Source organism: Bradyrhizobium genosp. SA-3 (assembly GCF_004212635.1).
Classification (GTDB): Bacteria; Pseudomonadota; Alphaproteobacteria; order Rhizobiales; family Xanthobacteraceae; genus Bradyrhizobium.
Genome location: NZ_PSRT01000007.1, coordinates 44,810 through 61,601, shown reverse-complemented (window position 1 = coordinate 61,601; position 16,792 = coordinate 44,810). Strand labels below are relative to the sequence as shown.

15 protein-coding genes, 1 tRNA gene and 1 pseudogene are annotated in these 16,792 nt (G+C 63.7%); 3 read left to right on the top strand and 14 right to left on the bottom strand.

The features are described from left to right. Positions 1 to 42: 42 nt before the first annotated feature. Positions 43 to 528: a Crp/Fnr family transcriptional regulator gene (locus CWO91_RS03580; RefSeq protein ID WP_130212266.1), complete on the top strand. Its 486-nt coding sequence runs from the start codon at positions 43 to 45 to the stop codon at positions 526 to 528. Here the strand turns inward: CWO91_RS03580 and CWO91_RS03575 are convergent. After that, positions 467 to 1,294 (bottom strand): metallophosphoesterase family protein, encoded by an 828-nt coding sequence (locus CWO91_RS03575; protein ID WP_130212265.1) that lies wholly within the window; start codon positions 1,292 to 1,294, stop codon positions 467 to 469. The genes CWO91_RS03580 and CWO91_RS03575 overlap by 62 nt on opposite strands. A gap of 161 nt (positions 1,295 to 1,455) precedes the next feature. Here CWO91_RS03575 and CWO91_RS03570 point away from each other — a divergent pair. Further along, a pseudogene (locus CWO91_RS03570) lies at positions 1,456 to 2,142 on the top strand (DNA-3-methyladenine glycosylase I). Positions 2,143 to 2,360: 218 nt separating this feature from the next. Next, positions 2,361 to 2,654 carry a hypothetical protein gene (locus CWO91_RS03565; protein WP_091898453.1) on the top strand — a complete coding sequence of 98 codons (294 nt, stop codon included), beginning with the start codon at positions 2,361 to 2,363 and terminating at the stop codon, positions 2,652 to 2,654. Positions 2,655 to 2,793: 139 nt separating this feature from the next. Here CWO91_RS03565 and CWO91_RS03560 read toward each other — a convergent pair whose 3' ends face one another. From CWO91_RS03560 to CWO91_RS03495, 13 genes are all read right to left on the bottom strand, one after another. Then, positions 2,794 to 3,009, bottom strand: a complete 216-nt coding sequence (locus tag CWO91_RS03560) for a hypothetical protein (protein WP_130212264.1) — start codon at positions 3,007 to 3,009, stop codon at positions 2,794 to 2,796. 35 nt (positions 3,010 to 3,044) lie between these two features. Next, positions 3,045 to 4,268 (bottom strand): lipopolysaccharide biosynthesis protein, encoded by a 1,224-nt coding sequence (locus CWO91_RS03555; protein WP_130212263.1) that lies wholly within the window; start codon positions 4,266 to 4,268, stop codon positions 3,045 to 3,047. A 520-nt stretch (positions 4,269 to 4,788) separates the two neighbouring features. Next, positions 4,789 to 6,207: a sensor histidine kinase gene (locus tag CWO91_RS03550; protein ID WP_130212262.1), complete on the bottom strand. Its 1,419-nt coding sequence runs from the start codon at positions 6,205 to 6,207 to the stop codon at positions 4,789 to 4,791. A 307-nt stretch (positions 6,208 to 6,514) separates the two neighbouring features. After that, on the bottom strand, positions 6,515 to 7,615 hold the full coding sequence (gene dinB / locus CWO91_RS03545; protein ID WP_130212261.1) for a DNA polymerase IV: 1,101 nt from the start codon (positions 7,613 to 7,615) through the stop codon (positions 6,515 to 6,517). A gap of 264 nt (positions 7,616 to 7,879) precedes the next feature. Further along, positions 7,880 to 8,167 (bottom strand): helix-turn-helix domain-containing protein, encoded by a 288-nt coding sequence (locus tag CWO91_RS03540; RefSeq protein WP_245471110.1) that lies wholly within the window; start codon positions 8,165 to 8,167, stop codon positions 7,880 to 7,882. A gap of 43 nt (positions 8,168 to 8,210) precedes the next feature. Next, positions 8,211 to 8,498, bottom strand: a complete 288-nt coding sequence (locus CWO91_RS03535; RefSeq protein ID WP_130212260.1) for a BrnT family toxin — start codon at positions 8,496 to 8,498, stop codon at positions 8,211 to 8,213. Between the two features lie 115 nt (positions 8,499 to 8,613). Continuing rightward, a tRNA-Arg gene (locus tag CWO91_RS03530) sits at positions 8,614 to 8,690 on the bottom strand. 163 nt (positions 8,691 to 8,853) lie between these two features. Further along, positions 8,854 to 9,909 carry a sensor domain-containing diguanylate cyclase gene (locus CWO91_RS03520; protein WP_130212259.1) on the bottom strand — a complete coding sequence of 352 codons (1,056 nt, stop codon included), beginning with the start codon at positions 9,907 to 9,909 and terminating at the stop codon, positions 8,854 to 8,856. Further along, positions 9,909 to 12,998: a bifunctional diguanylate cyclase/phosphodiesterase gene (locus CWO91_RS03515; protein ID WP_165405212.1), complete on the bottom strand. Its 3,090-nt coding sequence runs from the start codon at positions 12,996 to 12,998 to the stop codon at positions 9,909 to 9,911. Before CWO91_RS03515 ends, CWO91_RS03520 begins: the two co-directional genes overlap by 1 nt. 169 nt (positions 12,999 to 13,167) lie before the next feature. Next, the gene (locus CWO91_RS03510) at positions 13,168 to 14,253 is read right to left on the bottom strand and encodes a branched-chain amino acid ABC transporter permease (RefSeq protein ID WP_208752977.1); all 1,086 of its coding nucleotides are present in this window, start codon (positions 14,251 to 14,253) and stop codon (positions 13,168 to 13,170) included. After that, on the bottom strand, positions 14,250 to 15,260 hold the full coding sequence (locus tag CWO91_RS03505; protein WP_130212256.1) for a branched-chain amino acid ABC transporter permease: 1,011 nt from the start codon (positions 15,258 to 15,260) through the stop codon (positions 14,250 to 14,252). The genes CWO91_RS03510 and CWO91_RS03505 overlap by 4 nt, the downstream gene beginning before the upstream one ends. Then, a complete protein-coding gene (locus CWO91_RS03500; protein WP_130212255.1) occupies positions 15,257 to 15,979 on the bottom strand; it encodes an ABC transporter ATP-binding protein in 723 nt (240 codons plus the stop codon). Before CWO91_RS03500 ends, CWO91_RS03505 begins: the two co-directional genes overlap by 4 nt. Beyond that, the gene (locus CWO91_RS03495) at positions 15,976 to 16,752 is read right to left on the bottom strand and encodes an ABC transporter ATP-binding protein (protein ID WP_130212254.1); all 777 of its coding nucleotides are present in this window, start codon (positions 16,750 to 16,752) and stop codon (positions 15,976 to 15,978) included. Before CWO91_RS03495 ends, CWO91_RS03500 begins: the two co-directional genes overlap by 4 nt. Between the last annotated feature and the right edge of the window lie 40 nt (positions 16,753 to 16,792).

The window sequence follows — 16,792 nt, the reverse complement described above, 5'->3', positions numbered from 1 at the left end:
GTGGATCCTGCTCTACTGTCGCCGTGAGGGGAGCCTTTGGCGATGCGCGCAGTTCTGGATTATTGCACTGGCGGAACGGAGCGGCAGGTCAAAGCCGGTACCGTGGTGATCACCGAGGGCGGCACCAGCGGCCATCTCTACGTGCTGATGCAGGGCAAGCTCGAGGTGCTCAAGGGCGAGATGGTGGTTGCCACCGTCACCGAGCCGGGTGCTGTGCTCGGCGAAATGTCGGTACTGCTGAGCCAGCCGCATACCGCGACGGTGCGGGCCTGCGCCGACGCGGTCATCTACGAATTCGAAGATGCCGCCTCGTTCCTCGAGCAGCAGCCCGGCATGGCGCTTCTGATCGCGAAGATGCTGGCGCAGCGGCTCAACGTCGCCAACACCTATCTCGCCGATCTCAAGCGGCAATATGCAGACCACGGGACCCATCTGGCGATGGTCGGCGAGGTGCTGCAGAGCATGATCAACCTGCCGCCGCAGGAGGTCTCGCCAGGCTCGGATCGGCAATCCGATCCAAGGATCTGAGCCAGTCCGGCGGCGCCTCGATGGGCGCGGCGGGCCGCTTCAGCGGCGCGCTCAGGTCGATCCATTGCGCTTCCCCGGCCGCAAGCCAGAACGCCTTGTCCGCATCGAAGTCGAGCACGATGTAGGTTGGGGGACGGCCGGGTTGCAGGCCGGTGTTGAAGACCCAGCTCTCGCCCAGCCGGTCGAACCACGAGCCATTGGTGATGAAGGGCGACTGATGCACATGGCCGGAGATCACCATCGCCGGCTGGTACTGCATGATCCATTGCACCAGCTCGACGTCGCCGAAGAAGCGCTTGCCGCCCCAGCTCGTCGGCGATTCCGCCGGCGGTGCATGATGGGCCCAGATCCAGCGCCGCGGGCGGCGAGTCGCGGCGTTGCCGAGCTGGGTGACGAGGCGCTGCTTGACCAGCGGGCCGTCCCACCACGGGCATACCGTGAACAGGGTGTCGCCAATGCTGAGGCTGTCGCCGTCGCAGGCAATCCCAAGCTCTCGTACCTCCGAGATCCAGCGCGAGATCTTCTCGCCGTCCGCATTGCGTTCATCGAGGTCGTGATTGCCGGAGCAGAGGATCACGCGGGTCTTCGCGGCGAGCAGCGCGAGGTACTTCTTCACCACCACGATCTGCGCGCGGAAATCCACCATCGAGCCGATGTCGAGCGCATCGCCCGCGAAGATCACGAGGTCGAACTGCGGCGCCGCGCTGACCAGCCAGTCGAGCTGAGGCAGCGAATAATGCAGGTCGGCGACGACCAGGCAGCGCATTAAAATCCGTCCGCGGAAAATTGAATATGTCAGGAAATACCAAATGTCATGAAGCAAGAAGCAGGCCAGCACGGTTGCCCCTCTCGTCAATCCGCGCAGCGGGCTGGACCGGCTCATCGAATTCTGATCTCGTGGCGCACCCTTCAATCGCTCGTGTCCGTATGACCCCCTTCAAGACCATTCGTGCCCGTGCCGAGAAGCGCAAGGGCGGGCCCAAGGCGCTGGAGAAGCTGATGCCTAACAAGCCGGACCTCAAGCGGCTGGCGAAGCTCGGCGACGACCGCATCCTCGCCGAGATGACGAAGCGGGTGTTCTGCGCCGGCTTTGCCTGGAGCGTGATCGAGACGAAATGGGACAGTTTCGAAGACGCCTTCCTGCATTTCCAGCCGGCCAAGCTCAGCTTCCAGCCCGAGGATTAATGGGAAGGCCTGCTGCGCGATGCACGCATCGTGCGCAACGGCGCCAAGATCATGTCGGTGCGCGACAATGCCGCTTTCGTGCAGGCGATCGCGAAGGAACACGGCAGCTTCGGCAAGTTTCTGGCGAAATGGCCATCGTCCGACGAGGTCGGCCTGCTCGATCTCCTCACCAAGCGCGGCAGCCGGTTAGGGGGCAACACCGGCCAGATGCTGCTGCGCTTCATCGGCTGGGACGGTTTTGTGACCTCCAAGGACGTGGTGGCTTGCCTGCGCGATACAGGTCTCGACATTGCCGAAGAGGTGAAGTCGAAGGGCGATCTCGCCAAGGTGCAGGCGCAATTCAACGCCTGGTCCGAGGAGACCGGCCTGCCCTACACCTACCTGTCACGCATCTGCGCGCTGTCGATCGGCGAGGACAGGAGCGAGTAGCGGGTCCATGGAACGCCGTTGGCCGCTGGATCGTGGACATCCTGTGGCGATCCCGTGCCATGAGCGCGGCAGAGGCAACGCTCGATCACGAAATACATTTCGAAGGAACATTTGTGCGCAGCACTTGTTCGGAGTTTGAGCCAGGCGGCACACCGGCGCAGGGAACATCCGCTTTGGCTCAGCTCAATGAAACCCGACGTGACAGAACGGAGCAGCTCATGAAGCTCACATCCGAACAAGTGAAGCAGACTGTCAACCAACTCGGTGCTCAGGTGCTGCCCGACGAACATCCCGCCATGCCGCAGCTCAACAGCATGTTCGGTGAGCACACCTTCTTCGTCGACGAGATGGGCCTCAAAGTTCTCGAGCCCACACCGTCGCTCGGTACCGATCGCGAGAGCGGCGAAGTCGTCAGCCTCGCCGATTGGGGCGATTCCGACCTGACCCGCCTGATGGCGCACGAGCCGGAGCCGACCGGCGTGATCGTGGTGTTCGAGCATGTGAGGCATTGATCGGCCCGAGCGGGACATTTTGAGACACGTGCGCCATGGTCGGCGAACTGCGGTTCGCTGCTGTGGCGCACGGCTTTAGCGTGCCTGATCACGTGGCAATCAGCTCCGTTGTTTGCCAACGAGCTTGGTGCCGATCGTGTTATCCGCCACGGACGCTGCGTGCGTAGCGCCAGATTTCTCCGCGACAGGCCGGAAACAGCGCGATGATCGTGAGCGAGACCGCATACGAAAGGCAGAAACAGGCTGCCAAATCGGGAATCCCTCCGATCGAACGCGCGAGCAGCCAGCGATGCAGCAGACACACAATCACGACTGAAACGAGGGCACCGGCGAGATGAGGCCCGACGACTTTCATGAGGTCTCGATGACGCACCGGGCCGCTTCGCCCAATCAGCCACCACAGGATGGGCGTGCGCACGCACTCGCTGATCGAATATGCACTGGCGACGCCGACTGGTCCGAACGGCAGCCCGCATATGAAGGCGAGAATCGATGTTGAGACATTGAACAGGCCCAGCGCATGTATTCCTTGGCGCGGCCCTGGCTGAGGAACAGCCAGGTGGCGGGGCTGTTGCTGGTCTGCAGCAGACCGGCGATGCTGAGGGCGACGAAGATCGGCGCAGCCTCGCTCCATTGGCCGCCGAGCAGAGTTTCGACAAGCGTGTCGGCGGATGCGATCATGAAGGCGACGCCAGGCAACACGAGGAGGAACGCCGGCAGCAGCGCGCGACGGAACGAATCCCGATAGCGCTCGGGCTCGTTCAGCAGGCGCGACAGCGTCGGCAGCATGATCCGCACCATCGGATTGCTGACTTGCTGAAGCGGAAACAGCAGCAGCCGGTAGGCGCGGTTATACGCGCCAAGCGAGGCTGCCCCCCAGACTTTGCCGATCAGCACCCCGTCGGTGTTGCGGGAAAGGAATTCAGCGAAATTGTAACCGGTCACGCCGAGCCCGAAGTTCAGCATGTCGCGTGCAGCCGTGATCGAGCCGGGCCTCGACGGCAACCATCCCGAACTCAGCCACGCGCCGCCCGCGAGCACCAGGCCTGATGCCAAGCTGCCGGCGAGGATGGCCCAATAGCTATGATAGACGAATGCGACCACGGCCGAGGTCAGCAATCCAGTCAGCGCGGCCGCGGATTCCAGGCCTGCCAGCGTCCAGAATCTCATCTGGCGCGTCAGCAACGACAGATGCTGGACGTCAGCGCCGCTGAGCAGCAACGTGACGCTCATACCAGAGGTCAGTGGGGCGAGATTCGGCGCGCTGTAGAATCTGGCGACAAGTGGCGATAGCGCCATCTGGGTGACCGCCAGCAGCGCGCCGACCGAGAGGTTCACCCAGAACAGCGCACTCAGTTCGTTGTGCGTCAACTCGTCCTTCTGCACGGTCGCGTGTCCAAGACCGAGATCCTGGAATAGCACCGCGAAGGCGAGTACCGGCGAAGCCATCGCATAAGTACCAAAGTCGACTGGCGTCAGCAGGCGCGAGAGCAGGATCACAGATCCGGTCTGTGTCGCAACACGCACGACCTGAGTGACGATCGCGGCGAGCGCACCTGTCCGTACGTTCCGGGACTGCTCGTCTTCGGAGAAACGCATGTTGAGTTGAGTCACGATCAGCTCCTCGAGCGGCGAACGACGAAACTTCAGGCGCAGTTCGAAAGCGAGATGGTGAATACAACGACAATCTATCTTTTCGATTTCATGCGTCGCGCGTGAGCAACATCGCGAACGCCGACGACTATCCGTCAGTACGTGTCATTTGAATGGCGCGAGCAAACTGCGCGCGCAAAAAAATTTGCGTCGCTCGCGCTCGAACGAAAGCAATGAAGACATCTTGCTCAAAACGGCGCGTCGAATTGAAAGTCGATGCCGTCTGTCAGGTTCACGTCAGGCACTGCCTCGAAGATCGACACAGAAAGAATGTAACCGGACTCTGGCTGTCAAACAGTCAGGCGAGCAGAAGCTCGTCGGCGTCGACGTTCGATGCTTGCGCCCGCGGGATCTCGTGAGAGGCGATTGGGAAAAAGACCGAGCTCGAGCTGCAGAGAGGCGGACCGCATCAAGAAGCCAGCCGGCTCCACTCATGGGGATCCGCTCGCAATAGCATCAGACTCGAGACTTCGCTGTTCTCTTACAATGTTGCTTCGGCGGGAATCTCGATGGCGATCTGAGTTCCCGGACCCGCCTTGCTCTCGAGTCGCAGCCGACCGTTGAGCGATGAGACAACCAAATTGAACGCGATGTGCAGCCCGAGGCCGGCATTGCCACGCTCCCGACTGGTCGTAACGAACGGATCGAAGATGTGCGCTTGTAACGGCTCGGGGATTCCGACGCCTTCATCGGCGCAGACCAGGCGGACTGATTTGGAGTCGGGCTGGCTCACCGTGATGACAAACCTGCCGCCGCTTTTGTCAGGATAGGCGTGCCCGGCCGTGTTGAGAGCGAGATTGCTGATGACCTGAGCAAGCGCTCCGGGATAGCTGTTGAGCGTGATTCCCGCCGGGCATTGGACGTCGACGGTCAGGGCATGGTGCGACAATAGCGGCCCGAGCCTGGACATCAACTCCGACAGCCAATCCCTGAGCTCGAACGTGCGCCGGTCCTCATCGGCCTGATGGACTGCGACCTGCCTGAAACTATGCACCATCTCGGATGCGCGGTGCAGGTTGTCGAAGGTCAGGTTGAGCCCCTGCTTGAGCCGGTCAATGCCCTTGGTCAGATCGGATCGTCGGACCGATGCTCCGCCCAATGCGTCAGCCATTGCTTGTAGATCAGTCTGCATGGCTGTCGAGGTCGTCAAGGCCAGGCCGAGCGGGGTGCTGACCTCGTGAGCGACGCCTGCCACTAATTGCCCAAGCGAGGCGAGCTTTTCTGCCTGCACGAGGTGCTCCTGGGTCGCGCGTAGATCGCGGAGCGATTTCTCCGAGCGTTCTTTCTCCCGTTGCAGCGCCTCGGACGTCCGGAATTGCTTTCGCGCCCGGTACTCGCGCGCAGCCACGGCATAGAGCGACAATGCGTAAGCGTTTCCGACGAGAGAATGATTGATGAATCGCAGGCCCGGCGGCATCGTCAGCGCGAACGTCTCGGCGACCAGCAGCGCCACCCACGACAGCAGGCAGAAAATCGCCAGCGAGCCGATCCGCAATGGCAGCATGGTCGAGACGAACAGGATGATCATCATCATGCCCGGAGCGGCAAACGTGAAGCCTGACGGCAGCACGAGATAAATGCTGGGCAGGATGCAGCCGGGAATGACGCAGTAGACGAGGAAAATCGTCTCTGCCCATGGCTTCATCCATCGCCGTGACAGCAGCGCGGTCAGCGGGAGCAGCACGAACAGGGCAGTGCCACCGCGGATTGCAAGCGTGGTCGGAACGACTTCGGGGTAGAGCACCCAATCCCAGATGGTGTAGCCGGCATAGGTGGCGGCATCGAGCAGCATTGCGATCTGCGTCCACCCGAGACTGCCTCGGACGTACTGATCGACAAACCGCCGCTCCTCGATGCGGTCTTCGAAGCGCAGTCCGAGGCGTATCAATAAGGCAAGCATTCCAACATCAATCGCGAAAAGGCGTGTTTTGATGTCTCTACGACAGGTTTGGCGCCGCGTCGCGGATAAAGATGCCGCGCCAGCTAACGCGGAATGGCATTGGGTTGAATCGATTGCCGCGGGGCTCGTTCACCTCTCCCGCTTGCGGGAGAGGTCGGCGCGAAGCGCCGGGTGAGGGCTCTCTCCACTAGGGGATTGTCCCATTGCGGAAGCACCCTCTCCCGCAAAGCGGAGAGGGTGCCTACCTTCGCCTTTGCGGCTATCGAGCCTCATCTCATCTCGCTTTAGAAGCATCCTTCGGCCCCGTTCAAATACCCAAGGTCAGCTGAGGCTCCGAATCGCCGCCGACCTGGAGCGAAGACAGCGAGACTCCCAGCAGCCTGACGCGCTTGGGCAGCGGCATCTCGGCTTCGAGCAGGCCGCAGGCCAGCCGTTCCAAATCGTCCCGTCCCGCAACCGCCGCTGCGACGGACCTGCTGCGCGTGATGATCTCGAAGTCGGCAAACTTGATCTTCAGGGTGACGGTGCGGCCGCGATTGCCGGTGGACTCGCAATGGCGCCAGACCTTGTCGACGAGAGGTCTGAGCTCGGCAACCAGCGCGTCGAACTCGGTGAGATCGGTTGAGAACGTGTTCTCCGCGCCGATCGACTTGCGGATCCGGTTGGCCCGGACCGGACGTTCGTCCACACCGCGCGAGATCCAGTAGTAATACGCACCTGACTTGCCGAAGTTCGCATTCATGAACTCCAGCGTCTGGTTGCGGATGTCGAGGCCGGTGAACATGCCGAGCGCGTTCATCTTCGCACGCGTCGCCGGGCCTATCCCGTGGAACTTGCCGACGGGCAGCGTCTCGACGAAAGCGGGGCCCATTTCCGGCGAGATCACGAACTGACCGTTGGGCTTGCGATGATCGGAGGCGAGCTTTGCCAGAAACTTGTTGTAGGAGATGCCCGCCGAAGCGTTGAGGCCCGTCTCGGCTTTGATCTTCTCGCGGATGCGCAGGGCGATGTCCCGTGCCAAGGGGATGCCTTGCAGGTTTTCCGTCACGTCGAGATAGGCCTCGTCGAGCGACAGTGGCTCGATGATGGGCGTATGCTCGGCAAAGATGTCGCGGATCTGTCGGCTGATCGCCTTGTAGACCTCGAAGCGCGGTTTGACGAAGATCAGATCGGGGCACTGCCGCTTCGCAGTCACGGAAGGCATGGCAGAGCGAACACCGAACTTGCGCGCTTCATAGCTGGCGGCTGCGACGACGCCGCGTTCCGCAGAGCCTCCGACTGCGACCGGCTTTCCGCGCAGGTCCGGATTATCGCGCTGTTCCACGGACGCATAGAAAGCATCCATGTCGATATGGATGATCTTGCGGACGGGCGAGGCCTCGCCGGTCACCGTGTCGGATTCGCTCATGGAAGGATGATACAATTGAGCGAAGCGAAGCGCGAGGTGGCCATGCTCCCGCGTCCATGGACCGCTTTCGAACGTACCGCATGATGCATTTCTGCGGGCCGTTCTCGCAGATCTGCGGCTGCCGTGCGCGGTCGGGCGGAGGATTGCAGGCCATGAATTCGCGCAATGTCGCGAAGTGGCGCACCACGGCTGACGAAGATGGGCACTTCTGCCTCACCGTAGCGCTATGATGTGGTGCTCCGCAGGTCGAGAAAGCCGCCGAGACTACGCCGCACTATCCGCAAGCAATCTCCGCATGACCTTCGGGTTGCGCTCGATGGCCAGCAACAACGCACGGGCTGGTGCGTCGGGCGTGCTGCGGCGCTGCTCCCAATCACGCAACGTCGTGATGGGCAGGTGGAAGGCTTCGGCAAATTCCGCCTGCGTCATCCCGAGGCGCTGTCGCAGCACCTTCACGCGCGACACCCGGCGCATCTTAGCGAGTTGTTCGGGCGTGAGCGGCTGCGCATCAGGGTCGGACCGCGCGGCACCCATCACCTCCTTGTCGCTCATCGCATCGAGTCGCGTCCAATCGGTGCCGCCCCGTGGGAGGGGCTCACCACGTTTCACGGTCACCCGCGTAGTACCGGTCTTGCTCATGTCGTGTGACCTTTCGGGCCGAAATGATTCTACAGATGTCGTCGTCACGCACGGTCACAACCACGAACAGGACGTGTCGGTGCGCCATTCCGATGACTTGCATTCGCTCCTCGCCGTAGGCGAACCGCGTGTCGATTTCTTCCAGACGGTTCGAGTCTTCGAGGGCCGCAATGGCATCCGCAAAATCCACGCCGTGTTTGCGAAGGTTATCGGCGGCTTTGCGATCGTCCCATTCGTATTGCACGCAGCGGATGGTACCGGATATCGGTAGTGGCGGCAAGCGGCGAGAGCGAAACGTTCCGTCGCGGATTTGGTCAGGCTTCGGTCACGAATGGCGAGCGTGGCGTGCTCTGGCGAAGTGGCGCACCCGACACGATTCGAACGTGTGACCTTTGCCTTCGGAGGGCAACGCTCTATCCAGCTGAGCTACGGGTGCTAGTCGAGGCTTCATGTAGCCGATTGGCGAGGGGCGGGCAACCGCTTCTCGCGGGCTCGCGCTAGAAGCGTTTTCGAGCGAAGTGGATCCGGTTCGCGTAAAGAAAACGCGTCAAAACAAGAATCTAGAGCCCCGTCCCGATTCCATCGGAACGGAAATGGCTCTAGGCCGATTTGCGCCGGACAGGGGCCGGAACCGCTGCGGCCTCCCGGCCGAGGGCGGCGAACTCGGCCAGCGCCCATTCGGCGCAGATGACGCGGTTGCGGCCGAGCCGTTTGGCCACATAGAGCGCCTCGTCGGCCGCGCCGAGCAGCCGGTCGGGGCCGCCATCGGCACCACTGGGAATCTGGCTTGCGACGCCGACGCTGAGGGTGACGTGCTCGCCGGCGCCCACGGCACCGTGGGCGATCTGCAAGGCCATGACGGCGCAGCGGATCTCCTCGGCGACGACGCAGGCGGTATCGCAACCCATGTCCGGCAGGATCAGCGCGAACTCCTCGCCGCCATAGCGGCTGGCGAGGTCGAGCGGGCGCATGGCGTGCCGGCTGACCGCGGCGGCGACTGCGCGCAGGCATTCGTCGCCGCTCTGGTGGCCGTGCCGGTCGTTGAACAGCTTGAAATGGTCGACGTCGACGAACAGCAGCGCCAGCGGCTTCTGCGTGCGCTGGGCGCGGGCCCATTCGCTCATCAGCTTCTGGTCGAAGGCGCGGCGGTTCGACAGGCCGGTCAGCCCGTCCTTGGTGGCGAGCTCCTTCAGCGCCATCTCGGCGCGCTTCTGGTCGGTGAGGTCGCGCAGCGTCTCCACCACGGCGATCAGCTGGCCGGCCTCGTCGTGGATCGGGCCGGCGTCGATGGCGAGATACAGCTGGCTGCCGAGCTTCGGCATCACGCACCAGTTCTCGGCGCTGAAGCCGAGGCCGTTATGGCCGCGCGCGGCATATTCCGAATAGTACTCCGGAAGCTGCTCTGGTCGGTCCAGTGCAACCAGGTCGGCGAGGCAGGGGCGCTTGGTCTCGTAGAAGGCCCGCCAGTGCTTATTGGTGCCGATCACCTCCGAGGCGGTGACGCCGGTCAGCCGCTCGCAGGCTCTGTTCCAGATCACGACGCGGCGCTTCGGGTCGATCACGAAGGTCGGCACCACCAGATGCTGCATCAGCCGCACGGCATAGGAATCGGCGACATCGACGGTCTTGGCCGGAGCCTTGCCTGGCTTCGCCATCAGGCCACCGCCGCCACCGGCAAGGCGCCCGGCAAGCCATCGCCCGTGTCGAACAGCTTTCGCGCTTCGGTGGCCGGCTTCGGCGCGCTGAACAGATAACCCTGCATCTCCGTGCAGCCGAGGTTGCGCAGCATCTCACGCTGGGCCTCGGTCTCGACGCCCTCGGCGACCGTGGTCATGCTGCTGGCGGCGGCGATGTTGACCACGGCTTGCACGATCACCGGCGCGCCGTTCGTCTCCGCGATGTCGGCGACGAAGCAGCGGTCGATCTTGATCTTGTCGAACGGGAAGCGCTTCAGATAGCTGAGCGAGGAGTAGCCGGTGCCGAAATCGTCGAGCGCGATGCGCACGCCGATGGCGCGGAGCTGGTGCAGGATCGAGAGCGCCGCTTCGTCGTCGCGGATCAGCACGGCCTCGGTGATCTCGAGCTCGAGACGGCGCGGGTCGAGCCCGGAGGCGGCGAGCGCGCCGGCGATCCGCAAGGCCAGCGTGTCGCATTTGAGCTGCACCGGCGAGACGTTGACCGCAACGCGGACATGCGCAGGCCAGGTCGCGGCCTCGTTGCAGGCCATGCGCAGCACCCAGTCGCCGAGCTCGTTGATCAGGCCGGTGTCTTCGGCGACCGGAATGAACTCCGCCGGCGACACCATGCCGCGCTCGGGATGGCGCCAGCGCAGCAGCGCCTCGCAGCCGGAGACCTTGCCCGAGCGCAGATCGACCAGGGGCTGGTAGTGAATCTCGAAGCCGCCGTTGACCAGGGCCTGGCGCAGATCCTGCTCCATGGCCAGGCGCGCCTTGGCGCAGGCGTCCATCGCCGGCTCGAAGAAGCGGTGGGTGCGGCGCCCTTCGGCCTTGGCGCCGTACATCGCGAGGTCGGCGTTCTTGATGAGCTGATCGAGATCGGAGCCGTCCTGCGGTGCCAGCGCGATCCCGATGCTCGCGTCGGTGGAGAGCTGATGGCCGAGACAGTGATAGGGCTGCCGGATCGCTTCGTAGATCCGCGTCACGAACCACACCACGTCGGTGGAGGACTGGATCCCGGTCTGGATGACCGCGAATTCGTCGCCGCCGAGCCGCGCGATCAGGTCGTCCTGCTTGAGGCAGCCGCGCAGACGGCCCGCGATCGCCTTCAACAGTTCGTCGCCGACATGGTGGCCGAGCGAATCGTTGATGCCCTTGAATTCGTCGACGTCAATGTAGAGCAGCGCGAACTGCCCGCCGCTGGCAACCTTCGCCAGCTCGCGTTCGATCTGCTCGCGGAACAGCGTGCGGTTCGGCAGGTCGGTCAGCGCATCGTAGTGCGCCATATGCGCGATCTTCTCGTGGGCGCGCCGCCGCTCGGTGACGTCATCGACGACGTGGATGAGGTAGCGCGGCTCGCCGGCCTTGTCGCGGAGGCCGATCCGGGTCGAGGTGATGTAGCGCAGCCCCATGGCCTGGGTCTGCCAGGGATGCTCGTCCTTGAAGAGCCCCTTGGGAGATCGCAGTGCCTTGTTGTCGTCCTCGGTCACCACCGTCGCTGACGGCGTCGGGAAGATGTCGAAGGCAGTCTTGCCGACGACGTCCTCGCGTGACTGGCCGAATTGCTGCTCGGCGACGCCGTTGATCAGCAGATACTGCCGCGTGCGCGCGTCCTTTACCGTGATCTGCGAGGGGATGTGGTCGATGATCTCGCGCAGGAAGGTGTGGTTGCGGTCGCGCTCCTGCTCCAGGTTACGGCGCTCGGTGATGTCCTCGATCGTGGCGACCCAGCCGCCCTGCGCGAGCGGGGTGTTGATGACGTGGAAGGCGCGGCCGTTGGCCAGCTGATGAGTTCTCGTGGAGACCGTGCCTTCGGCGACGATCCGCATGACGTCTGCGCAAAATTCCTCGACATTGCCGTCGAACGCGCCGCGCTCCTTGCGATGGTACATCGCCTCGTGGATGTGACAGCCGGGCTTGATGACATCGTGGGAGAGACCGAACATGTCAGCGTAGCGGCGGTTGCAAATGACGATGTATCCGGCGGCATCGTACAGGATCAGCCCCTGCGACATGTTGTTGAGGGCGGTATCGAGCCGCTGCCGCTCCGCCTCGATTCGCTCCTGGGCCTCGCGGTTCTGCCGGTGGATCTGGCGGATGATCAGATAGAGGATCAGCGCGATCACGGCTGCCGAGAGCGTCGCCGTCGTGACCATGAAGCCGGTCTGCTGCCTCCAGTCCGCGAGCGCAGCCGACATGGTATTGGTCGCCACGATGACCAGGGGAAAATGATTCAGGGACACGGCCGAGCCGAGCCGCTCCTCGCCGTCGAGCGGACTCCTGACGCGGAGTGTGTGCTGACCGCCCTTGGCCAGCACCTTCTGCATCAGCGGCGCATTCTTGAAGCTTCGTCCGATCATCTCTTCGAGATGCGGATAGCGCGCCAGCATCTTGCCTTCGCGATCGAACAGCGAGATCGCCGTGCCCTCGGCAAGCGCGACGGATGCGAAATATTGCTGGTAGCTGTCCGGATCGATTCGCCGCACTATCGCGCCGAGGAAGGCTCCGTCGGCGCCGTTCAGCCGTCGCGCGACGACGGTGGTCCATTTGGCGATGATGAAGCTGCGGACGGATTCCAGGATGACCGGCTCGGCCGTCGGATCGGATTTGAACGTCTGGAAGTAGGCGCGAGAGGAGATGTTGATCTTCGGCAGCGGCTGCGCCCGCGACCAGTTGATCAGCTCGCCGTCGGCGTCGTAGATCGCGATGTCGCCGAGATAAGACACCGAGCTGATCTTGCTGCGCAGCATCTGGTTCGCCGCAGGCCCGGACATGCGCTCGCGAAACATCGCGGGCGAGGTGATCTCCGGCAGGTTCATCTGCCCGATCACATCGGCGGCGACGGCGTCGGAATCTTCAAATTGTTGATCGAAGTGCCGCGCGATCAGCTGCACCGTGTTTTCCAGCTCGCGCTCGCGGTTGGCGAGGGTCCGCTCGCGGAATTCGCCGATGGCCATGGCGGTCACGGTGAAGATGCCCGCGACCAGCAACACGCCGCACAGGGTCAGCCACAGCACTGGCCCGCGCCGAAGCGCCGCCTCCCAGCCGTTCTTCGCGGCTAGGGACATTCCGGCTGCGATCCCTGACAAGACGTGGCGCATTCCCCCTCCCTGGAAGGGCAGGAATACACCACACAAATGGCCTAAACCTTAGGAAAGCCAGTTACCTGGGCATTAATCCCATTGCGAGATCGCATCCAAATGCAACGAACCCCCGCGCTGCATCATTAATCTTCGCTTAATGCGAGGCGCCCGCGCTCTTGTCGCCGCCGGCCTTGCGCAGCCGTCCGACCACGCCGGTCGGGAAGAAGTAAACGCTGGCGATGAACAGCAGCCCGAGCCACAGCAGCCAGCGGTCGGGATGCAACAGGCCCGGCAGCAGCGGCAGGCCGGCTTCCGACGCCGCCGTGGACGCGACGCCCATCAGCGACTGCAAATAGTTCTGGGCGAGGATGAAGATGGTGGCCCCGATGATCGCGCCGTAGATCGTGCCCATGCCGCCGATCACGACCATCAGCAGGATGTCCAGCATGATCGAGAAGCTGAGCGAGGTGTCGGGCCCGGCATAACGGAGCCACAGCGCATTCAGGATGCCGGCGCTCGCGGCGACCAGCGCCGCGAGACAGTTGGCGTAGGTCAAATGGAAGACGGTACGGAAGCCGAGCGCCTCGGCGCGAAAACGATTCTCGCGGATCGCCTGGAGCACACGTCCGAACGGCGAGTTCACCACCCGCAGCAGAGCCAGGATCATTAGGGCGGAGATCGCGAACACCAGGTAGAAGGTCAGGATGCGGCCGTTGATCTCGAAGCCGAACAGGCTCTTGGAGACCAGCACGGTGCCGGGCCGCAGCAGCTCGGGCAGCTGAAAACTGCGCCCGTCCTCGCCGCCGGTCAGCCAGGAGAGCTGCGAGGCCAGCACCTGGAAGGCGGAGGCGACCGCGAGCGTGATCATGGCAAAGAAGATCGCGGCGACCCGCAGCGAGAACAGCCCGATTGCGAGCGCGAGCAAGGCTGCGAGCGGCAGGCCAATGACGATGCCGGTTGCGACTGCGGCCCAGTTCGGGCCCATCCCGTACAGCGCGATCGCGATCGCGTAGCTGCCGATGCCGTAGAACATGGTGTGGGCGAACGACACCGAGCCGGTGTAACCGAGCAACAGGTCGTAGGACGCAACGAGGGCGGCGAAAACGCAGATCTTGGCCGCGACGTTCAGCGCCTTGGCGCCCGGGAACAGGAACGGCGTCGCCGCCAGCGCCAGGATGATGAGGACGAGAACGAGCGTGAGGACACGGCTGCGCGGCGGGTCACCGGAGAGGGTCATCATCGGCTGGTCACCGCATAGAGGCCGCGCGGCCGCCACATCAGAATGGCGACCATCAGCAGGATGTTGGAGACGAGGGCAAGTTTCGGCACCAGGAAGCCGCCGTAATTGGCAACCATGGCCACGAGGATCGCGCCGATGAAGCAGCCGCCGATCGACCCGAGCCCGCCGATGATGACGACGATGAAGATCAGCACGGTGAGGTCGTCGCTCATGGAGGCGTGAACCTGCTCGCGATAGAGCGCCCACATCACGCCGCCGAGACCCGCGAGCGCCGATCCCGTCATGAACACGCCGAGGAATAGCCGGCGGATGCGATAGCCGAGCGCCTCCACCATCTCGCGGTTCTCGACGCCGGCGCGGATCAGGAGGCCAAGCTTGCTGCGATTAAGCACGAGCTGGATCGCGATGAAGATGGCAAGGCCGATCAGCATCGCCAGCACGCGGTACTTTGCAATTGCGACGTCGCCGAGGATGAAGGACCCTCGCAGCGAAGTGGGCAGTGGCATCGGGATGATCTGCGGTCCCCACAGCGCATACAGCGTCTGCTCGGCGACGATCAGGCCGCCCGTCGTCATCAGGATCTGCTTCAGATGCTGGCCGTAAACGGGCAGGATCAGCACGCGCTCGACGATCAGGCCGAGCGCGCCTGATACCGCCATCGACAGCAGCGCTGCCGGCGCCAGCACCGCCAGGTTCACCCACAGCGAATCGGCCTGGATCGAGGCCGCAAACGGCGCCAGCACGAGCGTTGCGACATAGGCGCCGACCGCGATGAAGGCGCCGTGGCCGAAATTGAGCACGTCCATCAGGCCGAACACTAATGTAAGTCCGGAGGCCATGATGAAGATCATCATGCCCATGGCGAGGCTCGCGGCCGTCAGCGTCAGCCACGAGCTGGTCGAGCCGATCAGCGGGATCATGAGAAGCGCGAGCGCGACCGGCAGCAGGATCGGCGCGAGATCGCGCTTCGGCTTCGGCAGCGGATCGTTTGCGGCGAGTTCAGTCACTGATGCGCCTCCAGGCTCAGGCCGAGCAGTCGCTCTTGCAGCGGCACGTCGGCCGCCAGCGCCGCCATCTCGCCGCGATGGACGACGGTGCCGTTGTCCATCACCAGCACCTTGTCGCCGAGCTCGCGGGCGGCAAAGAAATTCTGCTCGACCAGAAGGATGGTCGCGCCCTTGCGCTTGATCTCCTTCAGGCACTCGATCAGCGCCATCACGATGGCGGGCGCGAGGCCCTTGGTCGGCTCGTCGATCAAGAGGAGCTTGCGCGGCTCGATGATGGCGCGCGCAATGGACAACATCTGCTTCTGCCCGCCCGAGAGACTGCCCGCCCGCGACAGCCAGAATCGGCGCAGCGCTGGAAAGAAGCCGAAAATCCAGTCGAGCTGGGCATCGTCCAGCGGCCCATCGCGCGCCGCCAGCACCAAATTCTCCTTCACCGTGAGATCGGAGAACACCGCCATGCTCTCCGGCACGTAGCCGACGCCGAGCCGCGCGATGTCCGGCGTGGCGCGGCTCTCGATGCGCTCGCCGGCGAGGCTGATCTCGCCGTGCGAGGCCTGCCAGAGGCCCATGATGGTGCGCAGCGTCGTGGTCTTGCCGGCGCCGTTGCGGCCGAGCAGCATCGTGGTCTGCCCCTGCGGAACTGCGAGATCGATGCCCTGGAGGATGTGATAGCGGCCGATATGGGTGTGCACGCCGGAGAGTTTCAAAAGGTCGGTCATGCTGCACTCCCTGCAGCGGTCTTGGGTGCTACGCCGAGATAGGCCTCCTGCACGATTGGCGAGGCGATCACTTCGGCGGGCGGGCCGTCCGCAACCAGCTGGCCGTTATGCAGCACGATGATGCGGTCGGCGAGCGAGCGCACCACGTCCATCTTGTGCTCGACGAGCAGGATGATCTTGCTCCGGTCCTGCTTGAGCTGCGCGATCAGGTTAAGGACGACAGGCACCTCGTCGATGCTCATGCCGGCGGTCGGCTCGTCGAACATGAAGACATCAGGCTCCAGCGCGATCATCAGCGCCACTTCGAGCTTGCGCTGGTCGCCATGCGACAGCGCGGTCGCAGCGACGCCGCGGCGGCTGCCGAGCGCGACCTGGTCGAGGATGGCGTCAGCACGCGCGATCAGGTCGCGGCGGACCATCCAGGGCCGCAGCATGTCGTAATGGGTGCCGTTCGCCGCCTGCACCGCGAGGCGGACGTTCTCCTCCACGGTGAGGTTCGGGAAGAGATTCGTAAGCTGGAAGGCGCGCCCGAGGCCTGCGCGGGTGCGCATCGGCGCGGACTGCCCCGTGATGTCGGTGCCGTCGAACAGGATGCTGCCGCGGGATGCGCGCAGCTGACCCGAGATCAAATTGAAATAGGTGGTCTTGCCGGCGCCGTTCGGCCCGACGATGGCCGTGAGCTCGCCCGGGCGGAACGTGCAGGTGACGTTGTTGACCGCGACATGGCCGCCAAAGCGGATGGTGAGGTCGCGGGTTTCGAGGGTCAGCGGCATTGGAGTCCGGCGAATGATGGGAACGGAGATATATCCGCGA

Coding starts and splice junctions, on each gene's coding strand:
- CWO91_RS03580 (WP_130212266.1), top strand. CDS start 43: ATGCGCGCAGTTCTGGATTATTGCACTGGCGGAACGGAGCGGCAGGTC.
- CWO91_RS03575 (WP_130212265.1), bottom strand. CDS start 1,294: ATGCGCTGCCTGGTCGTCGCCGACCTGCATTATTCGCTGCCTCAGCTC.
- CWO91_RS03565 (WP_091898453.1), top strand. CDS start 2,361: ATGAAGCTCACATCCGAACAAGTGAAGCAGACTGTCAACCAACTCGGT.
- CWO91_RS03560 (WP_130212264.1), bottom strand. CDS start 3,009: ATGAAAGTCGTCGGGCCTCATCTCGCCGGTGCCCTCGTTTCAGTCGTG.
- CWO91_RS03550 (WP_130212262.1), bottom strand. CDS start 6,207: ATGCTTGCCTTATTGATACGCCTCGGACTGCGCTTCGAAGACCGCATC.
- dinB (WP_130212261.1), bottom strand. CDS start 7,615: ATGAGCGAATCCGACACGGTGACCGGCGAGGCCTCGCCCGTCCGCAAG.
- CWO91_RS03540 (WP_245471110.1), bottom strand. CDS start 8,167: ATGAGCGACAAGGAGGTGATGGGTGCCGCGCGGTCCGACCCTGATGCG.
- CWO91_RS03520 (WP_130212259.1), bottom strand. CDS start 9,909: ATGGCGAAGCCAGGCAAGGCTCCGGCCAAGACCGTCGATGTCGCCGAT.
- CWO91_RS03515 (WP_165405212.1), bottom strand. CDS start 12,998: ATGTCCCTAGCCGCGAAGAACGGCTGGGAGGCGGCGCTTCGGCGCGGG.
- CWO91_RS03510 (WP_208752977.1), bottom strand. CDS start 14,253: ATGATGACCCTCTCCGGTGACCCGCCGCGCAGCCGTGTCCTCACGCTC.
- CWO91_RS03500 (WP_130212255.1), bottom strand. CDS start 15,979: ATGACCGACCTTTTGAAACTCTCCGGCGTGCACACCCATATCGGCCGC.
- CWO91_RS03495 (WP_130212254.1), bottom strand. CDS start 16,752: ATGCCGCTGACCCTCGAAACCCGCGACCTCACCATCCGCTTTGGCGGC.